The sequence below is a fragment of the Pseudomonas sp. S34 genome (genome assembly GCF_009866745.1).
GTDB classification, from domain to species: Bacteria; Pseudomonadota; Gammaproteobacteria; order Pseudomonadales; family Pseudomonadaceae; genus Aquipseudomonas; species Aquipseudomonas jessenii.
Map to the genome: position 1 here is coordinate 1,057,862 of NZ_CP019398.1, position 25,209 is coordinate 1,083,070.

The 25,209-nt window shown below is 60.5% G+C and carries 19 protein-coding genes and 1 pseudogene; 13 read left to right on the forward strand and 7 right to left on the reverse strand.

The features are described 5' to 3' along the window. The first annotated feature begins 14 nt into the window (after window positions 1-14). From PspS34_RS04570 to PspS34_RS04585, 4 genes are read left to right on the forward strand one after another with little or no spacing between them, the layout of a single operon-like run. Entirely contained in the window at window positions 15-1,346 is a 1,332-nt protein-coding gene (locus tag PspS34_RS04570) for an MFS transporter (RefSeq protein WP_154861659.1), read from the forward strand. Further along, entirely contained in the window at window positions 1,343-2,005 is a 663-nt protein-coding gene (locus tag PspS34_RS04575; protein ID WP_090453204.1) for a DsbA family oxidoreductase, read from the forward strand. The genes PspS34_RS04570 and PspS34_RS04575 overlap by 4 nt, the downstream gene beginning before the upstream one ends. Next, a complete protein-coding gene (locus PspS34_RS04580; protein WP_057716326.1) occupies window positions 2,002-2,328 on the forward strand; it encodes a Rieske 2Fe-2S domain-containing protein in 327 nt (108 codons plus the stop codon). Before PspS34_RS04575 ends, PspS34_RS04580 begins: the two co-directional genes overlap by 4 nt. Then, the gene (locus PspS34_RS04585; protein WP_150815014.1) at window positions 2,325-3,335 is read left to right on the forward strand and encodes a putative sulfate exporter family transporter; all 1,011 of its coding nucleotides are present in this window, start codon (window positions 2,325-2,327) and stop codon (window positions 3,333-3,335) included. Before PspS34_RS04580 ends, PspS34_RS04585 begins: the two co-directional genes overlap by 4 nt. 11 nt (window positions 3,336-3,346) lie before the next feature. Here the strand turns inward: PspS34_RS04585 and PspS34_RS28445 are convergent. Both PspS34_RS28445 and PspS34_RS04590 read right to left on the reverse strand, forming a co-directional pair. After that, window positions 3,347-3,463, reverse strand: a pseudogene (locus tag PspS34_RS28445) (metal ABC transporter ATP-binding protein); the annotation flags it as partial. 51 nt (window positions 3,464-3,514) lie between these two features. Then, window positions 3,515-4,531 (reverse strand): AraC family transcriptional regulator, encoded by a 1,017-nt coding sequence (locus tag PspS34_RS04590; protein WP_150815013.1) that lies wholly within the window; start codon window positions 4,529-4,531, stop codon window positions 3,515-3,517. 356 nt (window positions 4,532-4,887) lie between these two features. On the opposite strand from PspS34_RS04590, the gene PspS34_RS04595 reads away from it, so the two are divergent. The 8 genes from PspS34_RS04595 to PspS34_RS04630 all read left to right on the forward strand — a co-directional run bounded on the left by PspS34_RS04595 (window position 4,888) and on the right by PspS34_RS04630 (window position 16,935). Further along, window positions 4,888-5,454 carry an alpha/beta hydrolase gene (locus tag PspS34_RS04595; RefSeq protein WP_057716669.1) on the forward strand — a complete coding sequence of 189 codons (567 nt, stop codon included), beginning with the start codon at window positions 4,888-4,890 and terminating at the stop codon, window positions 5,452-5,454. Between the two features lie 124 nt (window positions 5,455-5,578). Then, window positions 5,579-7,582, forward strand: a complete 2,004-nt coding sequence (locus PspS34_RS04600) for a DUF1302 domain-containing protein (RefSeq protein WP_057716323.1) — start codon at window positions 5,579-5,581, stop codon at window positions 7,580-7,582. 41 nt (window positions 7,583-7,623) lie between these two features. Then, a complete protein-coding gene (locus PspS34_RS04605; protein WP_057716322.1) occupies window positions 7,624-8,982 on the forward strand; it encodes a DUF1329 domain-containing protein in 1,359 nt (452 codons plus the stop codon). 247 nt (window positions 8,983-9,229) lie between these two features. After that, window positions 9,230-10,321: a YCF48-related protein gene (locus tag PspS34_RS04610; protein ID WP_154861660.1), complete on the forward strand. Its 1,092-nt coding sequence runs from the start codon at window positions 9,230-9,232 to the stop codon at window positions 10,319-10,321. Window positions 10,322-10,337: 16 nt separating this feature from the next. Then, entirely contained in the window at window positions 10,338-12,857 is a 2,520-nt protein-coding gene (locus tag PspS34_RS04615; protein ID WP_154861662.1) for an MMPL family transporter, read from the forward strand. Window positions 12,858-12,863: 6 nt separating this feature from the next. Beyond that, on the forward strand, window positions 12,864-14,642 hold the full coding sequence (locus PspS34_RS04620) for an acyl-CoA dehydrogenase C-terminal domain-containing protein (RefSeq protein WP_154861664.1): 1,779 nt from the start codon (window positions 12,864-12,866) through the stop codon (window positions 14,640-14,642). Between the two features lie 24 nt (window positions 14,643-14,666). After that, entirely contained in the window at window positions 14,667-16,310 is a 1,644-nt protein-coding gene (locus PspS34_RS04625) for a fatty acid--CoA ligase (RefSeq protein WP_154861666.1), read from the forward strand. Window positions 16,311-16,593: 283 nt separating this feature from the next. Continuing rightward, complete coding sequence (locus PspS34_RS04630) at window positions 16,594-16,935, forward strand: potassium channel family protein (RefSeq protein ID WP_154861668.1); 342 nt, start codon at window positions 16,594-16,596, stop codon at window positions 16,933-16,935. Between the two features lie 154 nt (window positions 16,936-17,089). Here the strand turns inward: PspS34_RS04630 and PspS34_RS04635 are convergent, their stop codons facing one another. From PspS34_RS04635 to PspS34_RS04655, 5 genes are all read right to left on the reverse strand, one after another. Further along, window positions 17,090-17,311: a formate dehydrogenase subunit delta gene (locus PspS34_RS04635; protein WP_057716316.1), complete on the reverse strand. Its 222-nt coding sequence runs from the start codon at window positions 17,309-17,311 to the stop codon at window positions 17,090-17,092. Next, on the reverse strand, window positions 17,308-20,184 hold the full coding sequence (gene fdhF, locus PspS34_RS04640) for a formate dehydrogenase subunit alpha (protein WP_154861670.1): 2,877 nt from the start codon (window positions 20,182-20,184) through the stop codon (window positions 17,308-17,310). Before fdhF ends, PspS34_RS04635 begins: the two co-directional genes overlap by 4 nt. Next, entirely contained in the window at window positions 20,181-21,740 is a 1,560-nt protein-coding gene (locus PspS34_RS04645; protein ID WP_154861672.1) for a formate dehydrogenase beta subunit, read from the reverse strand. The genes fdhF and PspS34_RS04645 overlap by 4 nt, the downstream gene beginning before the upstream one ends. After that, window positions 21,740-22,216 carry a formate dehydrogenase subunit gamma gene (locus PspS34_RS04650; protein ID WP_154861673.1) on the reverse strand — a complete coding sequence of 159 codons (477 nt, stop codon included), beginning with the start codon at window positions 22,214-22,216 and terminating at the stop codon, window positions 21,740-21,742. Before PspS34_RS04650 ends, PspS34_RS04645 begins: the two co-directional genes overlap by 1 nt. A 701-nt stretch (window positions 22,217-22,917) precedes the next feature. Further along, window positions 22,918-23,229, reverse strand: coding sequence for a DUF3077 domain-containing protein (locus PspS34_RS04655; protein ID WP_150813618.1), 312 nt, complete (start codon window positions 23,227-23,229; stop codon window positions 22,918-22,920). 606 nt (window positions 23,230-23,835) lie between these two features. Here PspS34_RS04655 and PspS34_RS04660 point away from each other — a divergent pair. Then, the gene (locus tag PspS34_RS04660; protein ID WP_154861675.1) at window positions 23,836-24,963 is read left to right on the forward strand and encodes a hypothetical protein; all 1,128 of its coding nucleotides are present in this window, start codon (window positions 23,836-23,838) and stop codon (window positions 24,961-24,963) included. The last annotated feature ends 246 nt before the right edge of the window (window positions 24,964-25,209 follow it).

Sequence of the window (25,209 nt, forward strand, 5' to 3'; positions counted from 1 at the left end):
CTTGAGGAGGCTGCATGGCCTTTCACCCAATAGCCGCTGACGATGACGACTCCTGCGGAGTCGGCGTTGCGCGCCAATATGCCTGGATCGTCTTTGCCCTGACGTTCGGTCTGTTGATTTCCGATTACATGTCGCGTCAGGTACTGAACGCGGTATTCCCCCTGCTCAAGACTGAGTGGGCGTTGAGCGACGGACAACTGGGTCTGCTTAGCGGCATCGTTGCCCTGATGGTCGGCCTGCTGACATTTCCCCTGTCGTTGATGGCCGACCGCTTCGGTCGGGTCAAGAGCCTGGCGCTGATGGCTTTCCTGTGGAGCGTGGCGACCCTGGGTTGCGCGCTGGCTCAGGACTACCAGCAGATGTTCATTGCGCGGTTCATGGTCGGCGTCGGCGAAGCCGCCTACGGCAGCGTGGGCATCGCGGTGGTGATTTCGGTGTTCCCCAAACACATGCGGGCCACCCTGGCCAGTGCCTTCATGGCCGGCGGCATGTTCGGTTCGGTGTTGGGCATGGCTTTGGGCGGTGCGATTGCCGCCAAGCTGGGCTGGCGCTGGTCGTTCGCCGGCATGTCGCTGTTTGGCCTGGTGCTGGCGATGCTCTATCCGCTCATCGTCAAGGAAGCGCGCATAGCGCCACGACGTGCCGCGCAGATTGCGAACAAGACGGCTGCCGCGGTCAAGCGTCCGCTGCGCACGCTGTGGTCCAGCCGTTCGGTGGTGTCGACCTACATCGCCAGCGGCTTGCAGTTGTTCGTCGGCGGTACGGTGATGGTGTGGATTCCCAGCTACCTCAACCGCTACTACGACATGCCTACCGACAAGGCCGGTGGCATGGCGGCAATCATCGTGTTGTGCAGCGGTGCGGGGATGATCCTGTGCGGCATGCTCAGCGATCGCCTGTGTCGGAACTCGCCGGAGCGCAAGGTCAGCCTGGCCATTGGTTTTTGCCTGGGCAGTTGCCTGTTGCTGTCGGCAGCGTTCGCATTGTCGGCAGGGCCTGTGCAACTGGCGCTGGTCTGTCTGGGCATGGCGATTGCCACCGGCACCACCGGCCCCGCCGGTGCGATGGTTGCCAACCTGACCCATTACTCCGTCCACGGTACGGCGTTCGCCACGCTGACCCTGGCCAATAACCTGCTGGGGCTGGCACCCGGGCCGTTCCTGACTGGCCGTGTGTCCGACCTCATCGGGCTGCATGCCGCTTTCCAATTAGTGCCACTGGTCAGCCTCGCGGCGGCAGCGGTGTTTTTCTATGCCAAGTGTCATTACCAAAAAGATATCGCCCGGCTTGAGGGTCAGAGCGTGCCTGAGCCTGTCAGTGCAGCCGGGATAGAGGTGAAGTTGTGAGTCGTCGTTTACGTATTGATGTGTTTTTCGATTTTATCTGCCCCTGGTGCCTGATCGGCAAACGCCAACTGGAGCATGCGCAGGTGCAGTTTCGCAGTCGTCACCCGGATGTGCAGATCACCACGGTGTGGCATGGCGTGCAGTTGCTGCCCCAGATACCGGTAGAAGGTGAACCTTTCGCCGATTTCTACCGCAAGCGCCTGGGCAATGCCGACGCAATGACCATGCGCCAGAATCAGGTACAGCAGGCTGCCGGGGCGGTTGGACTGGCCATCGACCTCAGCCGTATCGAGACGATGCCCAACACCGCGGACGCCCATCGTTTGTTCGAGCGTGCCAGCGCACTGGGCAATGCCAGTCAGCGTGAAATGTTGCTCGAGCGACTGTTCGCCGCTTATTTCCTGAGACGTGAAAACCTCGGTTGCCGTGAGACCTTGCTTGCCATTGCCCGCTCCTGCGGCGTCGCTCCGGACGGGGTGCTCGATTGCCTGAAGGGCGATGCCACGCCGTTTGAAGGATCCCCCGACGCGACCAGTGGCGTGCCGAGCTTCAAGTTCGACAACCGCATGACGGTGATCGGCGCACAACCTGCTCAGGCGCTGCTCGCGGCCATGACCGAAGCCCTCAGGGAAAGTGATCGCGAGCGGCAGCCAGCATGACCCGGCGCATTCCCGTGCCAGCCGGCAAACACCCGCAGGCTGGAGGCCGGGCGCTGTTCGAGTTCGAAGACAAAAGCCTGGCGCTGTTCAACGTCGACGGGCAGTTGTTTGCCATTGACGACAGCTGCCCGCACCAGGGCTCTTCCCTATGCGGGGGGCGTCTTGAAGGCCGGGTGATTCAATGCCTCGCCCATGGTTTGCGCTTCGATTTGCACAGCGGCTACCTGCTCAACTCCCGGCAGGTCAAAGTCACCAACTACCCGGTCGAGATCATCGACGGCCAGGCGTTTATCGTCATCGCATCCGAGGAGTCCGCGCCATGAGCGCCATTGCTCTTACCCGTATCCACACTCGCACGCGCGAACTGGCACCTGGGTTAATCGTCAGTCTGATTGTCGCGGCCGCCGCGTCGTTCTTGTCCGAGCACTACGGTGCGCCGGTCATGCTGTTTGCCTTGCTGTTGGGCATGGCCCTGAATTTTCTCGCCGATGACGGTCCCTGCAAGGCCGGTATCGAGTTCACCGCCCGCACCGTGCTGCGCATCGGCGTGGCGCTGCTGGGCATGCGCATCACCCTGGAGCAAATGGCCGCGCTGGGCTGGAAGCCGATTGCACTGGTGGTGATCCTGGTGGTGGTGACCATCAGCGTGTCTGTGATCGCCGCCAAGGCCCTGGGCTTCCAGCGCCTGTTCGGCATGCTCACCGGCGGCGCGACGGCCATCTGTGGCGCTTCGGCGGCCTTGGCGCTGGCAGCGGCGCTGCCGAACCATCCGCAGAAAGAGCGGGCGACCCTGTTCACCGTCATCGGCGTTTCGGCGTTGTCGACTCTGGCGATGATTGTCTATCCGATGATCGCCAACTGGCTGCAGTTGTCGCCGCAGGTGGCGGGTGTGTTCCTCGGCGCCACGATCCACGACGTGGCCCAGGTGGTCGGTGCCGGCTACAGCATGTCGACCGAGACCGGCGACACGGCCACGGTGGTCAAGCTGATGCGCGTTGCGATGCTGCTGCCGGTGATCGTCACTGCAGCGATGATCACCCGCATGCAAGGCGCCGATCCGACCGGCAAGCGCCCGCCGCTGTTGCCGTGGTTCGCCGTCGGTTTTCTGATTCTGGCCTGCATCAACAGCACCGGATGGATAGCGCCTGCGGTGCAGGGATCGGTCAACGAACTGTCGCGCTGGTGCCTGGTGATTTCCATCAGTGCCCTGGGCATGAAGACCCGCTTGCGCGAGCTGGCAGCGGTCGGGATCAAGCCGATTCTGCTGATGGTGGGGGAGACGGTGTTCCTGGTCGTGCTGGTGCTGTTGTTGCTGCGCTGGGGCTTCTAATCATTGGCCTGGCCGGAAACCTGTGGGAGCGGGCTTGCTCGCGAAGGCGGTGTATCAGTCGAAATTGATGTTGGCTGACACGACGCCTTCGCGAGCAAGCCCGCTCCCACAGGGATTGCAGTTCCAATCTCGCGCTTTCGGCGACTGTACCAGCAGTCGCCGTTTTTTTTGCCCTGCTGTCAGGACGGTTTCGCCCCAGCCTGTTTCTGCGCACGCCACGTCGCCGGCGGCATGCCGAACTGGCTGATGAACCAGCGGGTAAACGAGCTCGCCATCGAGTAGCCGAGCATGTCGGCAATGCGGCTGAGGGAGTAGTTGGGGTTGTCCAGATAACGCAGCACCAGGTCGCGGCGCACGTCGTTGATCACGTCGTTGAAGGCGCAGCCGTCGTCCTTGAGGCGGCGTTGCAGGGTGCGCACGTTCATGCCCTGGCTCTGGGCCACCTGCTCAATGGTGGCGCGCCCCATGGGCAACAGCAGGTAGATGGCCTTGCGCACCTCGAACAGCATCGAGGCGCCTTCGTGGTTCTGCAGCGAGTCGAGGTAGCCCTGGGCATAGCGGGCCATGGCCGGGTCAGCGTTGGGGTTGGTCATGTCGAGGCTGATGTCAGGGCAGACGATGCCGTTGAACTCGCTGCCGAACTCCAGGTTGCAGCCGAACAGCCGGCGATGCAGGTGCAGGTTGTCCGGTGGCTGGTGCATGAAGTTGACGCTGTAGGGATGCCAGTGTGAGCCCAGCAGGGCCGAGCACAGCCGGAACATTACACCGATGGCCAGCTCCGTGGCCTGGCGGCTGGGCATCGGCGTTTCGGTGACCACCTCTTCGCGAATGATCACCATCTTGCCGGCCTCCTCAATGAAGATGGCCAGCGAGTCGTTCATCAGGTGCCGGTAATCCACGACGACCTGCAAGGCATCGCGCAGCGTGCGCTGGTGGCTGAGCAGCAGGCTGACCACGCCGAAGTCCGAGAGCTGGCGCGATTCGGCCATGCTCAGGCCGAAGGTCTGGCAGCCGCTGGCGGCGGCCGAGTCTTCCAGCAAACGGACGGCGGCATCGATATGGATGCGGTGTTCAGGGGCTTGCAGTTGGGCCCTGCTCAAGCCGACACCGGCCAGCACGTCGCGCGGGTTGAAACCCAAGTACTGGGTGACCTCCAGGTAGTTGGTCAAGACAGCGGCGCGAACAAGCTTGGTCATGCGAAAGTCTTCCCTGTGCCGATGGCGGTTGGCGTGAGCGTGGCGACTATATCCAGCGTATCAACAGTTGAACAGTTGTCATGTCGTTGATGGATTTCATGCCATACGGTCACCAATCTTCTACGCTGCATGGAGCCATCAGCGCTCATCCGTTGATTACAGTGACCTTGCGCCAACCTGCGGGGATTTTCGACCAGTGGTCGCACTGTCCTGCTGTCGGACAATTTGTCATCAAAAGAAAAGTGCATGACGTCCAATGTAAAGCGCTTCGGGTGGGCGCTCTTTAATGTCGACACTACAAAAAGCCCCTGGCGAAAACAGCCAGTCGAGTTATCGAGAAAGCGAAGGTGTTGACCGTGGACAAACTGCAAACTGCCGCCACCATTCTGATCGTTCCGGGTCTGCGCGAGCACGTGGCCGAACATTGGCAAACATTGCTTGCCGCCAGGCTGAGCAACGTGCGCAGTGTTGCGCCGCTGGAGACCGACAAACTCGATTGCATGGCCCGTGTGCGGGCGATTCAACACGAACTCGAACAAATCGACGGCCCCGTGATTCTGGTGGCCCACAGCGCCGGTGTGCTGATGGTCGCGCACTGGGCTGCGCACTACAGCCGTCCGATCAAGGGCGCTTTGCTGGCCGCGCCACCGGACCTCGATGCGGTCTGGCCGTCAAACTATCCGTCTTCCGAAACCCTGCGTAGCCAGGGCTGGAATCCTCTGCCGCAAGGCCCGCTGCCATTTCGCAGCATCGTGGCCGGCAGCACCAACGATCACTTGGCCAGCCTTCCTGCGGTCACCCGCATGGCAGAAGGCTGGGGCGCCGAATTGCTCAATCTGGGCGATGTCGGCCACCTCAATCCGGCCGCAGGATTTGGCCACTGGCAGCAAGCTGAAGCACTCATCCTGGAGCTGGATCGCTAGTACAAGGAGCTGGACTGGCAGTACGCCAACCGGCATTTGCCCTTATTCCTTAAACGCAAACCCATCAATGTTTGCGCGAGGGCGGCTGCGCTTAAAACAAAGACAAAAAAGCGGAGACAACGCAATGCACAACAATAAGAGTCACGGCTTCACCGCTCCACGCTACACCTTGCTGGCCTCAGCCATTCTTGCGGCAACGGTACCTGCGGCCCATGCGGTCGAGATCGAGACGGGGAATCCGGACTGGAACGTCCGCGTGGATAACACCATCAAGTACAACTATGGCGTGCGCACCGAAAGCGCCGACAAACGCATGTTGGGAACGCCGAACAATAACGACGGCGACTACAACTTCCGCAAGGCCGGGACCAACATCACCAACCGTATCGATCTGTTGACCGAAATGGACGTGGTCTACAAGAACGCCATGGGCTTTCGCGTCAGCGCCGCCAGCTGGTACGACAAGGCCTATGACAACACCGGCTCCAACTCCAACCCGTTCGTCAACGGCAATGGATCGACCTCGGGCCTGATCGCCAATGACCCGCGCCTGGCCGGGGTCACCCGTGACAACGTCGGCAACGGCAGCTCGCACCTGAGCAATTATGCCCAGCGCTACTACAGCGGTCTTTCGGGCGAAATCCTCGATGCCTTCGTGTTCTACAGCACCGAAGTGGGCGAGGAGTCGATGTTCAGCGCCAAGGCCGGTCAGCACAACGTGTTCTGGGGCGAGACCATTCTCAACCCGGTGCACTCGGTCAGCTATGGCCAGTCCGGCCTCGACCTGGCCAAGCTTGCCGCGTCGCCGGGTACCGAGGCCAAGGAACTGTTCGTTCCGCGTAACCAGTTGTCGATGTCGTTCACCGTCAATCCCGAGCTGACCGTGGGTGCCCAGTATTTCCTGAATTGGGATGCCGCGCGTCTGCCGGAAGCGGGCACCTATTACGGTGGTTCCGACCTGGTCGGCTTCGGCGCGCAATCGTTCCTGTTGGGCAACACCAATGCCGTGGTACCGGGCAGCCCGCTAGGTTGTGGCCTGGCGCCGTGCAACGCCTTGACCAATGTGCGTCGTGGCAAAGACCTGACTCCGCATGACAGCGGTGACTGGGGTGTCATGGCCAAATGGTCGCCGGCCTGGCTGGATGGCACCCTCGGCGTTTACTACCGCGAAACCTCGGAAATCCTGCCCCAAGCCTACCTGGACGCCAGGGGCATTACCTCGGCCAACCCGAACGGCACCCGTCCGGCGGGGCAAGTGCCTGCGGTGATCAACACCCTCAATTCGCTGGACACCGCCACCTATCAACTGGCCTATGCCGACAACATCAAGATCCTTGGCTTGAGCTTGTCCAAGGACGTGGGTGGCGTGAGCGTGGGTTCGGACCTGAACGTTCGTCACAACATGCCGCTGGCCAGTATCCCGGCGATCGTCAGTACCCGCAGCCCGCTGGGCCTGGGGCAAGGGCTTGGCCTGCTGCCTGCACGTACGGACGCCACCGGTGTGGTCTATGACACCCCGAGCCGTGGCGACAGCATGAGCGCCACAGGCGACACACTGCACTGGACGCTCAACGGTCTGATGACCCTGCCGAAAACCCCGGTGTTCGATCAGGCGACTGTGCTTGCCGAGCTGTACTACAGCAACCTGCTCAAGCTCGATAGCAAGAACGAAGCGCTCTACAAGGGTAAGGACAGCTATCGCGGCATCGACGCGCCGACCCGTGACAACTGGGGTCTGGCGGTCAACTTCACACCGACCTGGTACCAGGTCTTCCCGGGTGTCGATCTCAACGCACCGATGTCCGTCAACGTCGGTCTCGACGGTGTGTCACCGGTCTCCGGTGGCGGTGCCAAGGACACCGGCAACTATGCCGTGGGCGTGGGTGCCATTGTCTACAACAAATACTTTGTCGACCTGAAGTACGTGGACTCCTTTGGCGAAACCGACAAGTGCAACGTCAGCGGTGTGAGCACCGGCTCCAAGGGCGGTGACGGCTCCACCCCGAACGCCTTTAGCGGCAACGAAAACTACGCCTGTTACGCCGGTGGCTACTCGTCCTTCTCTGGAGGTGGTGCCACGACTGAGGACCGTGGCGCCGTGTACCTGACGATGAAAACAACATTCTGATTCACCACTGATTTGCTCAATGCAAGCAGGAGAATAACAAGATGAAATTTGTAAAAACCGTGTTGGCCGCTTCGCTGGCCATGGTCTTCGCCGCTCAGGCACAGGCTGCTGTTTCAACCCAGGAAGCTGCCAAGCTGGGCACCAGCCTGACACAGGTAGGGGCTGAAAAAGCCGGGAACGCTGATGGTTCCATTCCTGCCTACAACGGTGGCCTGACCACCCCGCCGGCCAGCTTCAAGGCCGGCGACAGCATGCGCCCGGACCCGTTTGCCAGTGAAAAGCCGGTACTGGTGATCGACGGCAAGAACGTCGATCAGTACAAGGGCATGCTCACGGCGACCACGGTAGAACTGGCCAAGCGTTTCCCGACGTTCCGTGTCGACGTGTTCCCGACGCACCGCACCGTTTCGCTGCCTCAAGCGATCCTGGATAACGGCGTGAAGAACGCCAGCGGCGCCAAGTCCCTGGAAGGTGGCCTGGCCATCGACAACGTGCTGCCGGGTATTCCATTCCCGATTCCGCAGTCGGGCAACGAAGCGATGTGGAACTTCCTGTTGCGCTACCAAGGCGTCAGCATCAGTTCCAAGTACGACTCCTGGAACGTTGACTCCGCGGGCGTTCCTAGCCTGGCGACCACCGGGCAAGCGAACATCTCCTACCCGATCTATGAAAACCTCTCGCAGCCGATCAGCAGCGCCGACGTGTACTACCAGATGAAGCTGGCATACACCGGCCCTGCGCGCCGCGCCGGTGAGGCGATCATGCTCAAGGATGCCGCCAACCCGTTGCAGCAACCTCGTCGCGCCTGGCAGTACTTGCCGGGGCAGCGTAGAGTGAAACTGGCTCCGAGCCTGGCTTACGACACGCCAAACCCGGGTACCGCCGGTGCGGGCACCTACGATGACGTGTTCGTCTTCAACGGTGCGCTGGATCGCTACGACTGGAAGCTGGTGGGCAAGCAGGAAATGATCGTGCCCTACAACACCTACAAGCTGACCTACGTGCAGGATCCGAAGTCGCTGACCACCGCCAATCACCTGTCACCTGACTTCGTACGCTGGGAAAAACACCGTGTATGGGTCGTCGAAGGCAATCTCAAGGCCGGTGCTCGTCACATCTACCAGAAGCGCCGCTTCTACCTCGACGAAGACAGCTGGACCGCTTTGGCCTCGGATCAATATGACGCCCGTGGTCAGCTCTATCGCGGTTCCTTCGCCTTCCTGAGCCAGAGCTATGACAAGCAGGTTCCGGACTCCACGCCGTTCATGATCTACGACCTGGTCGGTGGTTCCTACAACATCAACGGCGTAGTCGGCCCTTACGGCGGCATCAAGTACATCGAGCCGCTCTCCAAGGCCCAGTGGTCTTCGGAATCCCTGGCCGGCGCCGGTATTCGCTAAGCCAACCGCAAGCAGACGCTCGCACGATCCACTGTGGGAGCGAGCTGTGGCGAGGGGGCTTGCCCCCGTTGGGCTGCGAAGCAGCTCCAAAATTTCCGATGTATCGAAGATCTTGTGAGTGCTGCGCACTCAAACGGGGGCAAGCCCCCTCGCCACAGCTCGCTCCCACATGACCTGCACGGCGCAAGGTTTGAACGTCAGGCACACGGATGTGTGTCCCGGCGCGGTTTTCCGAAGAGGACGCAGTATGTGTTCGTATAAAAATAATATTCTGCAGCTGGCGTTTGGCGTTGTGCTCGGCCTGTCGCAGGGCATCGCCCATGCGGCCGATTATGTCGATGTTCTGGACCTGCCCGCCAGGGTCAGTGCCTTGGCGATCAACAGCCCGTTGTCCGGCATGACCCGCGCCGGCGCGCGCGTGATTGCCGTCGGCCAGCGTGGCCATATTCTGTTTTCCGATGATTCGGGAAACCACTGGCAACAGGCCGCCGTACCGGCCAGTGCCGACCTCACTGCGGTGAATTTTCCGACCACCACCCAAGGCTGGGCGGTGGGTAATGACGGCGTGGTGCTGCACAGCAGCGACGCCGGCGCGACTTGGCAGAAGCAACTCGACGGTCGTCAGATCGGCGCCTTGCTGGTCAAGCATTACACGGAGCTGGCCAGCGCCGAACCGGGCAATGAGCAATGGCCCCAGTTGGCCATGGAAGGCCAACGACTAGCCGATCAGGGTGCGGACAAACCGCTGCTCGGCGTCTGGTTCGCCAACGACAAAACCGGCTATGTGGTCGGGGTATTCAACCTGATTCTGCGCACCGACGACGGTGGCCTGACCTGGACGCCATTCCAGGACCGCACCGACAACCCCCAGGGTTTCCATCTCAACGCCATCGCCTCTACCGGCGACAGTGTGTACATCGCGGGCGAGCAAGGCCTGCTGCTCAAATGGGACGACAGCGCCCAACGCTTCAACGCGGTACCGACGCCTTATCAAGGCAGCTTCTTCGGCGTGCTCGGCAAGCCTGGCGAAGTGCTGATCTATGGCCTGCGCGGCAACGTGCTGCGCAGCACCGACGGCGGCCAGAGCTGGACCGCACTGGACACGGGCCTGCACGTCAGCATCACCGCAGGCCTGATCGATGCCCGTGGCAATTATCGCTTGTTCACCCAGGGCGGGCAGATGCTGGTCAGCCAAGGGACGGGCGCCCAGTTGCATCTGAAGCAGCAACCGGCACCGACCCCGGTCGCCGGCGCCACCCAGTCCGCCGATGGCGCCTTGGTGCTGGCAGGCAGCCGTGGTGCCCGGACGCTGTCCGCCGATCCAGCCCTCGAACCCTAAGAGCGAGAACCCAGACATGGGCAATATCAAACAAGACGCCATGCCGGTGATCCGCGAACTGCGGGATTTCGACCACCGCTCCGGCAACCTCCTTGAGCGGCTGGTGTTCAACTACCGCCCGCTGTTCATGCTGCTGATGGCGCTCGCCACCGTGGTGCTGGGCTTCATGGCCGTGACTCGCCTGGAGTTGCGCCCAAGCTTCGAAAAAATGATTCCCCAGAGCCAGCCGTACATCCAGAACTTCCTGGAAAACCGTCAGTCGCTGCGCGGTCTGGGCAACTCGGTGCGCGTGGTGGTCGAGAACACCCAGGGCGATATTTTCGACCCCGAATACCTCGACGTGCTCAAGCAGGTCAACGACCAGCTGTTCCTCACCGAAGGCGTCGACCGCGCGTGGATGAAGTCGCTGTGGAGCCCGGCCGTGCGCTGGACCGAAGTCACCGAGGACGGTTTCCAGGGTGGCCCGGTGATGCCCGACACCTATTCGGGGCAGCCTGAGCAAATCGAACAGTTGCGCCAGAACATCTCCCGCGCCGGTGTGGTGGGCAGCCTGGTAGCCAGTGATTTCAAGTCGAGCATGCTGATCGTGCCGCTGATGGACAAAGCCGCCGCCGGCGGTCAACGCATCAACTACCACGCCTTCTCGCAGATGCTCGAAGAGCAGTTGCGCGACAAGATCGAATACGCCGGTGACAGCGCTGCGCGTAAATCCGGGGTCGAAGGCACCGGCCATTACAAAGTGCGGGTGATCGGCTTCGCCAAACTCATGGGCGACCTGATCGACGGCCTGATCCAGGTGATGATGTTCTTCGGCCTGGCCGTCGTCACGTCGCTGATCATCATCTACGCCTACACCCGTTGCGTGCGCAGCACCCTGCTGGTGGTCGGCTGCTCGCTGGTCGCGGTGGTCTGGCAACTGGGTATCGTCGCCTGGCTCGGCTACGCCATCGATCCGTACTCGGTGCTGGTGCCGTTCCTGATCTTCGCCATCGGTGTGTCCCACGCGGCGCAGAAGATGAACGGCATCATGCAGGACATCGCCCGCGGCACCCACAAACTGATCGCTGCGCGTTACACCTTCCGCCGTCTGTTCATCGCCGGTGTCACCGCGCTGTTGGCCGACGCCGTGGGCTTCGCCGTGTTGATGCTGATCGATATTCCGGTGATCCAGGACCTGGCGATCACCGCCAGCATCGGCGTCGCCGTGCTGATCTTCACCTCGCTGTTGCTGATGCCGGTGGCGCTGTCCTATGTCGGTGTGGGCGCGAAAGCCGCCGAGCGTGCGCTGAAAATCGACAATCGCGCCGAACACCACAAAGGCTTCGGCAAACTGTGGGACCTGCTCGACCGCTTCACCACGCGCAAGTGGGCCACCGGTGCCGTATTGGTCGCAGTGTTGATGGGCATCGGCGGTTTCATGGTCAGCCTGAACCTGAAGATCGGCGACCTGGAAAGCGGGGCGCCGGAGCTGCGCGCCGACTCGCGCTACAACCGCGACAACGCCTACATCACCAGCCACTACGCGCTGTCCAGCGACCTGTTCGCGGTGATGATCAAGACCGCGCCGGAAGGCTGCCTGAACTACAAGACCCTGGTGCTCGCCGACCGCCTGGCCTGGGAGCTGCAACAGTATCCGGGCGTGCAGGCGACCGCGTCCTTGGTCAACGCGGTACGGCAGATCACTGCCGGTACTTATGAGGGCAACCCCAAGCTCAACAGCATCCAGCGCAACCAGGACGTGCTCAACTACGCCGCCCAGCAAGCCTCGGTCAACTCGCCGGAGCTGTTCAATACCGACTGCTCGCTGATGCCGGTGATCACCTTCCTCAAGGATCACAAGGCTGAAACCCTCGATGCCGTGGTGGCGATTGCCGACAAGTTCGCCAAGGAAAACAGCAGCGAGGATCGGCAGTTCCTGCTCGCCGCCGGTACCGCCGGGATCGAGGCCGCGACCAACATCGTGGTGCGCGAAGCCAACCGCACCATGCTGCTGTACGTGTATGCGGCGGTGACGCTGTTCTGCCTGATCACCTTCCGCAGCTGGCGCGCCACACTGGTGGCCCTGTTGCCGCTGGTGCTGACCTCGATCCTTTGCGAAGCCTTGATGGTGGCCATGGGTATCGGCGTAAAAGTCGCAACCTTGCCGGTGATCGCCCTCGGGGTGGGCATCGGCGTCGACTATGCCTTGTACCTGCTCAGTGTGCAGTTGCACTTCCAGCGCCAGGGCTTGCCGCTGTCCCAGGCCTATCGCAACGCCGTGTCCTTCACAGGCAGAGTGGTCGGGCTGGTGGGCATCACCCTCGCCGCCGGTGTGGTGTGCTGGGTCTGGTCGCCGATCAAGTTCCAGGCCGACATGGGCATCCTGCTGACCTTCATGTTCCTGTGGAACATGCTCGGCGCGCTGATCCTGATTCCCGCTCTGTCGTACTTCCTGCTGCGCGAACGGGCACCCAAGCCCGGTTCTGTCGCGGCAACCGAAAACACCGAATCCACTGAACGTCCCGGCATGCCCCATGCCGTGACCACTTCCGAGTAAGCCAAGATGTCTGATTACAAAGCTCCCCTGCGCGACATGCGCTTCGTACTCAACGAGGTTTTCCAGGTGTCCCGGCTCTGGGCACAATTGCCCGGCCTGGCCGACGTGATCGATGAAGAGACAGCCGCCGCCATCCTCGAAGAGGCCGGCAAGATCAGCGGCGAAGTGATCGCGCCACTGAACCGCGCCAGCGACGAACAGGGCTGCACCTGGAACGACGGCGCGGTCACCGCCCCGGACGGTTTTGCCCAGGCCTATCAAGCCTTCGCCGAGGGCGGTTGGGTGGGTGTCGGCGGTGATCCGCAGTACGGCGGCATGGGCATGCCCAAGGCGATTTCGGCCCAGGTCGAAGAGATGGTCAACTCGGCCAGCCTGTCGTTCGGCCTGTACCCGATGCTGACCGCCGGTGCCTGCCTGTCGATCAAGGCCCACGCCAGCGAAGAACTGAAAGCGGCTTACTTGCCGAACATGTACGCCGGCACCTGGACCGGTTCGATGTGCCTGACCGAAGCCCATTCCGGCACCGACCTGGGCCTGATCCGCACCAAGGCCGAACCCCAGGCCGATGGCAGCTACAAGGTCAGCGGCAGCAAGATTTTCATCACCGGTGGCGAGCACGACCTGACGGAAAACATCATCCATCTGGTACTGGCGCGGCTGCCCGATGCACCGGCCGGCCCGAAAGGCATCTCGCTGTTCCTGGTGCCGAAAGTGCTGGTCAACGCCGACGGTTCGCTGGGTGAAAACAACGCGCTGTCCTGCGGCTCCATCGAACACAAGATGGGCATCAAGGCGTCCGCCACCTGCGTGATGAACTTCGATGGCGCCACCGGCTGGATCGTCGACGCACCGAACAAAGGCCTGGCGGCGATGTTCACCATGATGAACTACGAGCGTCTGGGCGTGGGCATCCAGGGCTTGGCCCAAGGCGAGCGCTCGTACCAGAACGCCGTCGAATACGCCCGTGACCGTCTGCAAAGCCGTGCGCCAACCGGTGCGCAATTCAAGGACAAGGCCGCCGACCCGATCATCGTGCACCCGGACGTGCGCCGCATGCTGTTGACCATGAAAGCCTTGAACGAAGGCGGCCGTGCGTTCTCCAGCTACGTGGCCCTGCAACTGGACATCGCCAAGTACAGCGAAGACGCACCGACACGCCAGCGCGCGCAGGATCTGGTATCGCTGCTGACCCCGGTAGCCAAGGCCTTCCTCACCGACATGGGCCTGGAAACCACCCTCCATGGCCAGCAGATCTTCGGCGGCCACGGCTACATCCGTGAGTGGGGTCAGGAGCAACTGGTGCGTGATGTGCGCATCACCCAGATCTACGAAGGCACCAACGGCATCCAGTCCCTGGACCTGGCCGGGCGCAAGATCGTCGGCAGCGGCGGGGCGCTCTACCGCTTGTTCGCTTCGGAAATCCGCAACTTCACCGCCAACGTTGGCGCTGACCTTGCCGAGTTCATCCAACCGCTGAACGCCGCCGTCGACACTCTCGACGACCTGACCGCGTGGCTGCTGGACCGGGCACAAAACAACCCGAACGAAATCGGCGCGGCTTCGGTCGAGTACCTGCATGTGTTCGGCTACACCGCTTACGCCTACATGTGGGCGCGCATGGCCAAGGCCGTCATGAGCGGCGATGGCGAGGACGATTTCTACACCAGCAAACTGGCCACCGCGCGTTTCTACTTCGCCCGGTTGCTGCCGCGTATCCACTCGTTGAGCGCATCGGCCAAGGCCGGCAGCGACTGCCTCTACGAGCTGCAAGCCGATCAGTTCTGATCGAAAGGACAAGGAACCTTAAACATGATGGCGACAAAAATAATTCCGCCCGCCGACGGCGCCTATGCCTACCCCTTGCTGATCAAGCAATTGCTGCTGTCCGGCGTGCGCTACGAGCCGGGCCGGGAAATCGTCTACGCCGACAAGCTGCGCTACAGCTACGAGACCCTCAACAAGCGTATTCGCCGCCTGGCCAATGCGCTGACGGCGGCCGGGGTCAAGGCCGGTGACACCGTGGCCCTGCTCGATTGGGACAGCCACCGCTACCTGGAATGCTTCTTCGCCGTGCCGATGATCGGCGCGGTGCTGCACACGGTGAACATTCGCCTGTCGCCGGAGCAGGTGCTGTTCACCATGAACCACGCCGAGGATGACCTGGTGCTGGTGCATGATGATTTCCTGCCCCTGGTCGAGCAGATCCACGGTCGGCTGGAAACCGTAAAAGGCTACCTGCAACTCACCGATGACGAGGCGACCACGACCTCGCTGCCGGTGCTGGGCGAGTACGAGCACCTGCTGTCCCAGGCCTCGGACCAGTACGACTTCCCCGATTTCGACGAGAACTCGGTCGCCACGCTGTTCTACACCACCGGCACCACCGGCGACCCGAAAGGCGTGTACTTCAGCCACCGCCAGTTGGTGCTGCACACCCTGAACGCCGTCGGCACCCTGGGCGTCTATCAGGGCCAGCCGCTGCTGCGCTCCGACGACGTGTACATGCCCATCACGCCGATGTTCCATGTGCATGCCTGGGGCGTGCCGTATGTCGCGACCCTGATGGGCATCAAGCAGGTCTACCCGGGCCGCTACGAACCCAACAGCCTGGTCAAGCTGTACCGTGAAGAGAAGGTGACCTTCTCCCACTGCGTGCCGACCATCCTGCAGATGATCCTCAACTGTGAGGAAGGCAAGGCGACCCGTTTCGACGGCTGGAAAATGCTCCTGGGCGGCAGCGCGCTGACCCTCGGCGTGGCCAGCGAAGCCAATGCCAAAGGCATGGTGGTGCACGCAGGCTATGGCATGTCCGAGACCTGCCCGTTGCTGTGCCTGACGTACCTGCGTGATGAAGACCTCCAGCTGTCCGGCGAAGCGCAACTGCCGATCCGCATCAAGACCGGCACCCCGGTGCCATTGGTCGACCTGAAGATCATCGACGCCGACGGCAAAGATGTGCCCCATGACGGCGAGTCCCTGGGCGAGATCGTGGTGCGCGCGCCGTGGCTGACCCAGGGCTATCTGAAAGCCCCGGACAAAGGCGCGGAGCTGTGGCACAACGGCTGGCTGCACACCGGCGACATGGCCTCGATCGACAAGCTGGGCGGCGTGGAAATCAAGGACCGCATCAAGGACGTGATCAAGACCGGCGGAGAGTGGATCAGCTCCCTGGAACTGGAAAGCCTGATCAGCGAACACCCGGGCGTGATGTCCGTCGCCGTGGTGGGCATTGCCGACGAACAATGGGGCGAACGCCCGATGGCCATGGTCGTTTGCGAACCAGGGCAATACCTCGACCGCAAGATTCTGGAGGTGCATTTGCAAGCCTTCGTCGATGGCGGCCGCATCAACAAATGGGCGATTCCCAAGCAGTTCAAATTCATCGCCGAAATCCCCAAGACCAGCGTCGGCAAGATCAACAAGAAGCTGATTCGGGAAACTGAAGCGAACTGACCCGAACACTGTAGGAGCGAGCTTGCTCGCGATGGACTCAAGGGCGCCGCGTTTATCCTGTAAACACGCGTTATCGTTAACGACCATCGCGAGCAGGCTCGCTCCTACAACGAGTCCAGCAGCAGGCGGTTTCTGGATAGCCCGGTTGGCGTCATCTTTGTCATAGTCCTCGTCAGAGATAACGCCCCGTTAGTCGCAGTTTTCAGCGCCTGTGCCAAGCTGAACGGGGTATTAGCGCCGGGCATTCAAATGTCGGCCAGTCAACCCCCAGGAAGCCCATGCCATGAACCTCGCCCGTGCATCAAACGTTCGCCACGAGTTCTACAAAGCCGTCTGGTTCTATTTAAAAGTGGTCTGGCCGATCTTCTCGATACTGCTTTTGGTGATCATTGCGTTCGGCCTCATCATCGCCCACCTGGAAGGCTGGGGCCCTTTAGACGGTGTCTACTTCGCTTTCGTGACCGGCCTGACCATCGGCTATGGAGAGCTGGTGCCCAAACTGGGTGTGTCGCGGGTGCTGGCGATCCTGTTGGGTTTCAACGGCGTGCTGATGACCGCGACATTCGCGGCGATCAGTGTCCGGGCCATTGAAGTGACGGTGACGGCGGCGAGGAAGGAGGAATAGGGTGTAGCCTGCTCAACCCAAAGCCAAACCCCAACACAAAACCCCTGTGGGAGCGAGCTTGCTCGCGATAGCGGTGTATCAGCCAGCAAAAATGCTGAATGTTAAGCCCTCATCGCGAGCAAGCTCGCTCCCACAGTTTTTTGCAGCCAGCAGGCTAAGCCTCCCAACCCGCCCCGGTCACCGCCGCCTGCACCAGCGGGTGCAAGTCCGCCCCTTGATGCTCCGTCTGCCAGGCCAGCAACTCCTTGCGCATGCTGGGCGCCCAGTACATCTGCATATGATTGCGCACGCTCAGCACCGCCTGTTGCTGGTCGGGCTGGCTGGCAAAGTACTGGGCGATCTGGTTGGCCATCTTGATCAGGTTGTTCGTGCTCATCGGCGTACCTCCGCTTTGGCGCCACGGCCCCGGTCCTTGAGCAGACGATGCTGTTCATCGCTGAATTCCTGGAAGCGTTTTTGCCACTCAGAAGGGTGATAAACGCGGCTGACTTCCACGGCGGTGACCTTGTACTCCGGACAGTTGGTGGCCCAGTCCGAGTTGTCGGTGGTGATCACGTTGGCCCCCGATTCCGGGAAGTGGAAGGTGGTGTACACCACGCCCGGGGCGACCCGTTCGGTGATCCGCGCACGCAGCACGGTTTGCCCGGCGCGGCTGCCGATACCGACCCAGTCACCTTCGTTGATGCCACGGCTTTCAGCGTCGGTCGGGTGGATTTCCAGGCGGTCTTCGTCATGCCAGGCGACGTTGTCGGTACGCCGGGTTTGAGCACCGACGTTGTATTGGCTGAGGATGCGCCCGGTGGTCAGCAGCAGCGGATAGCGACTGTTGACCTTTTCCTCGGTGGGCACGTAACCGGTGAGCATGAAGCGCCCCTTGCCGCGCACGAACTCCTCGATGTGCATGGTCGGCGTGCCGTCCGGTGCCTCGGCGTTGCACGGCCATTGCAGGCTGCCGTGGCTATCCAGCGCGGCGTAGCTGACGTTGGTGAACGTCGGCGTCAGGCTGGCGATCTCATCCATGATTTGCGACGGGTGCGTGTAGTTCATCGGGTAGCCCAAGGCATTGGCCAGGGCCACCGTGCCTTCCCAGTCGGCCTTGCCGCCCAGCGGGTCCATGACTTTGCGTACTCGCGAGATACGTCGCTCGGCGTTGGTAAAGGTGCCGTCTTTTTCCAGGAACGAACTGCCCGGCAGGAACACATGGGCGAACTTGGCGGTTTCGTTGAGGAAAATGTCCTGCACCACCACGCACTCCATGGCCGACAAAGCGGCGGTGACGTGCTGGGTATTCGGATCGCTCTGGGCGATGTCTTCGCCCTGGCAATACAGGCCCTTGAAACTGCCGGCCAGGGCCGACTCGAACATGTTGGGGATGCGCAGGCCCGGGTCGGGTTGCAGGGTGACGTTCCAGGCCTGTTCGAACTGCGCCCGCACCACCTCGTTGGAGATGTGCCGGTAGCCAGGTAGTTCGTGGGGGAAGGAGCCCATGTCGCAGGAGCCCTGCACGTTGTTCTGCCCCCGCAGCGGGTTCACGCCCACGCCTTCGCGGCCGATGTTGCCCGTGGCCATGGCCAGGTTGGCAATGCCCATCACCGAGGTACTGCCCTGGCTGTGCTCGGTAACGCCCAGGCCGTAGTAGATCGCCGCGTTGCCACCGGTGGCATACAGGCGCGCAGCGGCACGAATGTCGGCAGCGGGTACACCGCAGATCGGGCCAAGGGCTTCCGGCGAGTTTTCCGCGCGGCTGACAAACTCACTCCAGATCGCGAAATCGCTACCCTCGCAACGGGCGTCGATAAAGGCCTGGTTTTGCAGGCCTTCAGTGATGATCACGTGGGCCAAGGCATTGAGCATGGCGACGTTGGTGCCGGGGCGCAGCGCCAAGTGATATTCGGCGCGGGCGTGCACCGTGTCCACCAGATCGATGCGTCGCGGATCGATGACGATCAGCCGCGCGCCTTCACGCAGGCGGCGCTTGAGCTGGGAAGCGAACACCGGGTGGGCGTCGCTGGGGTTGGCGCCCATCACCAGGATCACATCGGCCTGCATCACCGAGTCGAAACTCTGGGTGCCGGCGGACTCGCCCAGGGTTTGTTTCAGGCCATAGCCGGTCGGCGAGTGGCAGACCCGCGCACAGGTGTCGACGTTATTGTTGCCGAAGGCGGCGCGCACCAGTTTCTGCACCAGATAGGTTTCTTCGTTGGTGCAACGGCTGGAGGTGATGCCACCAATGGAATCGCGGCCATATTTTTGCTGCAGACGGCGGAATTCGCTGGCGGCGTAAGTCACCGCTTCATCCCAGCTCACTTCCTGCCAAGGGTCGCTGATGTTTTTGCGGATCATCGGCTTGGTGATGCGATCCGGGTGGGTGGCGTAGCCCCAGGCAAAGCGCCCTTTGACGCAAGAGTGGCCATGGTTGGCCTGGCCGTTCTTGTCCGGAACCATACGCACCAACTGGTCGCCTTTCATCTCGGCGCGGAACGAGCAGCCCACGCCGCAATAGGCGCAGGTAGTGATCACGCTACGTTCCGGCTGGCCCAGTTCGACCACGCTTTTTTCCATCAGCGTCGCGGTAGGGCAGGCCTGCACGCAGGCGCCGCAGGACACGCATTCCGAGTCGAGGAAGTTCTCGCCACCGGCGGCAGCCACGCGGGATTCAAAACCACGCCCGGTAATGGTCAGGGCAAAGGTGCCCTGGGTTTCTTCGCAGGCACGCACGCAACGGTTACAGACGATGCACTTGCTCGGGTCGTAATCGAAGTAGGGGTTGGAGGTGTCTTTCACGTCCTCCAGATGGTTCTCGCCTTCATAGCCATAACGCACTTCCCGCAGGCCAACCTGGCCGGCGACGGTTTGCAGTTCGCAGTTGCCGTTGGCCGAGCAGGTCAGGCAGTCCAGCGGGTGATCGGAGATGTACAACTCCATGACATTGCGCCGCAGGGTCGCGAGCTTTGGCGTCTGGGTATGCACGGTCATGCCTTCAGTGACCGGCGTGGTGCAGGACGCGGGGTAGCCGCGCATGCCGTCGATCTCCACCAGGCACATGCGGCAGGAGCCAAAGGCTTCCAGGCTGTCGGTGGCACAGAGTTTGGGAATGGTGGTGCCCAGCAGCGCGGCGGCGCGCATCACCGAGGTGCCTTCGGGCACGCTGATGCTGCGGCCATCGATGTTCAGGGTGACTTGCACCTGGCTGTCGCGGGCTGGCGTACCCAGATCGATATCGGTTTTCGGGTCGAAGAGAGTGATCATTGCTCGGCCTCCGAGGGCTGCAAGCCGAAGTCGGCGGGGAAGTGCTTGAGGGCGCTGGCGACCGGGAAGGAAACCATGCCGCCCAATGCGCACAGCGAACCGTATTGCAGGGTGTCGCACAGGTCCTTGAGGATGATCACCTGCTCATCGCGACCGCTCGCGTCTGGCGCGGCGAGCAGGCGGTCGATCACCTCAACGCCACGGGTCGAACCGATGCGGCAGGGCGTGCATTTGCCACAGGATTCCTCGGCGCAAAACTGCATGGCGAAACGCGCCATGTGGGCCATGTCCAGGCTGTCGTCAGCCACCACCACACCACCGTGACCGAGCATCGCGCCGATGGCGGTGAAGGCCTCGTAATCCAGCGGTGTATCGAATTGCGAAGGTGGCACCCAGGCGCCAAGGGGGCCGCCCACCTGCGCAGCCTTCAGCGGCCGGCCACTGGCGGTACCACCACCGTAGTCTTCCACCAGCTCCCGCAGGGTCAGGCCAAAGGCCCGTTCCACCAGACCGCCATGACGAATATTGCCCGCCAACTGGAAGGGCATGGTGCCCAGGGAGCGGCCCATGCCGTAATCACGATAGAACTGCGCACCCTTGGCCAGAATCAACGGCACTGAAGCCAAAGTCAGCACGTTGTGCACCAGCGTCGGCAGGCCAAACAGACCCTTCAAGGCAGGAATTGGCGGCTTGGCGCGAACGATCCCGCGCTTGCCTTCGAGGGAGTCCAGCAACGCGGTTTCTTCACCGCAGATGTACGCGCCGGCACCGACTCGCACTTCCATATCGAAGGCTTGGCCGCTGCCGCCGACATTGGCGCCGAGGTAACCGGCGTCTCGGGCGATGTTCAACGCCGCACGCAGCGTGGCCACAGCATCGGGATATTCCGAGCGAACATAGATGTAGCCGTAAGTGGCACCGACGGTAATGCCGGCGATGGCCATGCCTTCGATCAGCAGGAAGGGGTCGCCTTCCATCAACATGCGGTCGGCGAAAGTGCCGGAATCGCCTTCGTCGGCGTTGCACACGATGTACTTCTGCGCCGCTTCGGTAGCGCGTACCGTGCGCCACTTGATCCCGGCGGGGAAGGCCGCGCCGCCACGGCCACGCAGGCCTGAATCGAACACCGCCGTCGCGGTCTGCTCGCCGCCAAGGGCGATGGCCTGGGTCAAGCCCTCGAAACCGCCATGGGCGCGGTAATCCTCCAGTGACAGCGGCCGGGTAATACCAGCACGGGCGAACAACAGGCGTTGTTGAGTCTTGAGATAAGGCAGTTCTTCCACCAGGCCCAAGGCCAGTGGATGCGCGGATGGCTCGCCTTGCAGGGCATCGAGCACCGACGGCACATCGGCAGCAGTCAGCGGGCCGAAGCCGATACGGCCTTGCGGGCTGTCCACTTCCAGCAGCGGTTCCAGCCAGTAGAGACCTCGGGAACTGGTGCGCTGTAGCTCCAGCGGCAGATTAAGTGCCTTGGCCTGAGTGATCAGGGCCACGGATACCTCATCGGCACCCACGGCAAGGGCAATAGAATCACAGGGCAGATAGAGAGTCGGCATCAAACGTCCTCCCGGCAAGCGTCGAGCAAGGCATCCAGACGCTCAGCGCTCAGCCGTGCATGTACCCGTCCATCCAGCTCCAGGGCAGGCGAACAGGCGCAGGCACCCAGGCAATAAACCGGCCGCAAACTGATGCTGCCGTCGGCGCTACTGCCGTGATCGTCCAGTTGCAGACGCTCACGCAACTGTGCGGCAAGCTCCTCGGCGCCACGACTCTTGCACGACTCAGCCCGGCACAGCCGCAGGATATGTTTGGCCGGCGGCGCGGTACGGAAGTCATGGTAAAAACTGATCACCCCACGAACCTCGGCCTGGCTCAGATTGAGGGCATGGGCAATCTCGGGGACGGCGACATCGGGGACGTAACCGATGCGTTCCTGAATATCATGAAGAATGGGCAACAGCGCACCCGCAGAGCCCTTGTGGCGCTCCAGCAGACTGTTGACCACAGGCAGGTGCAACATCTCATCAGGCATTCAGCAATCCTCACGGTCACGGACAAACCAGATGGTCGTCGGTCGTCCGAAAGTGTCGGCTGCGGCACTCACACCACGTCACGGTATCGTGGCATTTTCAGGCCGTTGGCCAGGGCACCCTGAGCGGGTATCTTGTTGTGCCCGGCACGGTCTTCGCCGCACCTCTACTGGGCATAAAGGGCAGCTTGCCACGCTGCTGTTGATCGACCTGCACCAAAGCGACGTGCTCGGTTCTGCCTACGACTATCCATTAAGTCTAGATGAGTGCCGCAAGGGGCGTTCACACACCGGCCTAATGCCCGAAGGGCTTGTCGATGGCTGATGTATAGCAAGCATTACAGGCGAGAAGAAGCATCAGAACCATGGGCATTCTACGGAGCAGATCCGCCGATCCATTCCGCTACAAACCGAAAGCCTTTCACTCTGACCCAAATACGAAAAAGCCCCGAAAACCTCGAGGCCAACCCCAAATCCCAGCCACCACACAAACCCCCTGTGGGAGCCAGCCTGCTGACGATAGCGCCAGCCCAACCACTATCAATCCCGAAGATGCACACCAAACCCTGTAGGAGCGAGCCTGCTCGCGAAAAACGCAAGGCATCCACATTTCCCGCTGAATACCCCGGCCACCGCAACCAAGCTCGCTCTCACAGCGTCACGCCTGACTTTTGAAACCAAAAACTATCCTGGCGCCTCGCCCACTACCCCTCAGCCTTAGCCCCCGTCCGCTTAGACGCCAGCTCATTATCCCGATCCCGCGTCAGCACCTTCACCGCATCATCCACCAACGCCTTACTCATCGAAGTCAGATAATGCGCAGCCCAAGCGTGACGGTCGGTGTCTCTGGCATAAGCAGCATCTTCAGTGAGCGTCTTGGCCAGGAACAGAAAATCGGAGGCCATGGACAACGCATCGCCGAGAGGAACCCCGCGAGTGACATGAAACAGCGCTTGATCCGCACAGTAGATGGCGGGCGTCAGGCCGATGGTTTTGAGCTCAGGTTGTTCAGTCATTGGCCACCTCCGAGGGTGGAGAGGCTATGGGGGAGGGCGTTACGCGATTGGGAATTGCGTAGAGGGGAAAGCCAAATTTCAAACGGATTGATACTGCGCATTATCCAACTCCTTGATATGAGGAGCCGTCACGTTCGTTTCCACACGAATGGGTGACAGCTGTGCGCAGGGTGGAAAACCGGGAATCAAGGAAACCGGCACGCCCGAAGACGTCCCACGCACAGCCGCCATAACTCACGCCGCAGGCATAAAAAAAGCGCCGGCAGACGTGATGGGGGCGCTGTTGCGCCTTGAATTACACGGGTTTCCACACCCGGTCGCTGAATTGGCAGCGACGGTGGGGAGGGTAGCGTGTGGACCATTTCCCTGCAACCTTCGAAGGCTTCGATTCGGAACTCTCAGAGAGGAAGAAAGTGCTCTGTCCCCGTTTTCCACCTCACTTTTCTCCGAGACACAGTTGTTAAAGGAGGATAGCATTGAGCCATTAGGTGGCGAGTCTATGAAATAGTGATCGCTGTTATGTCGTGGGATCTCTTGTGCGTCCCATCCGAATTCCTAAGTATTTAATTTAAATTAGATGCTTTTTATAATTACTTCGAGGAAGGTATGGGTGTAAAGGAAAGTGGTGAGGCTTTCACTGACGGTTCTTTAAATGATGGGAAAAACAATAGCGATAATAATGTTCCAGATAGGCGAAGCGGATCGAGATACCTATTGAGCGTTCCTGGATTCTATGAAGGTTGTATGCTGTTAGGCGGCTATGTAGTATTTTTGTTTGGGTTATATGGGGTTTTATCCTTTACATCGCCAGATCTTCTATCTGTACTAAATAATAATCTTCTAGGGACGGTTGGGGTTTCGACGCTCGGATTTGTATTTTTTGGTACGATTACAAAAATTGTTGAAAATATCTCTGGCTCTTCTTTTGTTGCAATTGATCGAAAAGCCAGAGGAGAGTCAAGAGGTGTTGGTAGTAAATTCGGTAAGGCTGCGACCAGTTCAATTGTGAATCTCATTGCAGATGGTGTGCGGTATCCGGGCGGCATAGAATTGAAAGCTTCGAAGAGTGAGGGTTTAGAGTTTTCGAAAGCTCCTATGCAAATGCAGGAAGCATCTGGAGATTATAAGGTTGCTGAGCGTGAACGGGTACTAGGCACCGCATTTGAAGTGTATGTCTGTGGTGTGGTTGAAAGCCTTGACAAGCATATTTCCCTCACTGAGGAAAAGGGGTCAAATCTACTTGATCGAGGCTTGTTGTTTTTGTTTGGTGGTATATTGTTTTATGTTGCTGCTATTGTTGGGTGGCAGATGTGGGCTAAGTATGGTGAGCCTGAAGTAAGCGTAATGTATATCGGTATGTTTGCTAGTTCCATTGTGTTTTTGGTATGTGAGTTTCTGGCGGCTTGGTTTCTTAAGCAATACAGGCACTATGTAGATGCATCGTTGGCTTGTTTAAGGGTTAAGTCGGTATATGATCGATATATGTTGTCTTATTATGCTGTAAAAGAGATGGCGCCTGAGGTGGGCGAAGTGTCGGAAAAACTCAATCGTGTACTTGAGGCGATCAAGGAGGATGTGATGTGGCCTGGGCATAAAGATAATATGAATAACGATTTTAATTATATGATTGAATCTATGAGTGCGGTTCACGCTTCACTGGATAAAATTAAAGGAATATTCGATTCCAAATCAAAGCGAGCGGCTGAAAGCAACTCGCCCGAAGGTAAAGAGTAGTCCTTTCGAAAGGTTTAACGTATTTGTCGTGAAGCCAGAATGTAGATGCGGGAATTGGCCGCGTGCATTGGATGTGTAAAACATTTGTAATCGATAATTTTGTGGTCATTAAATTGAGTGGAGTTGGTGAGTTTGAGGTCGGGCGGAGAGATATTAAGGTATTAGCTTGTAGTTATTATTGTTTCTCTTGGTGTTGGAATGATTTATAACGGCTTGAATTTAGGTGTGTTTTTTTTGCTTCATGAA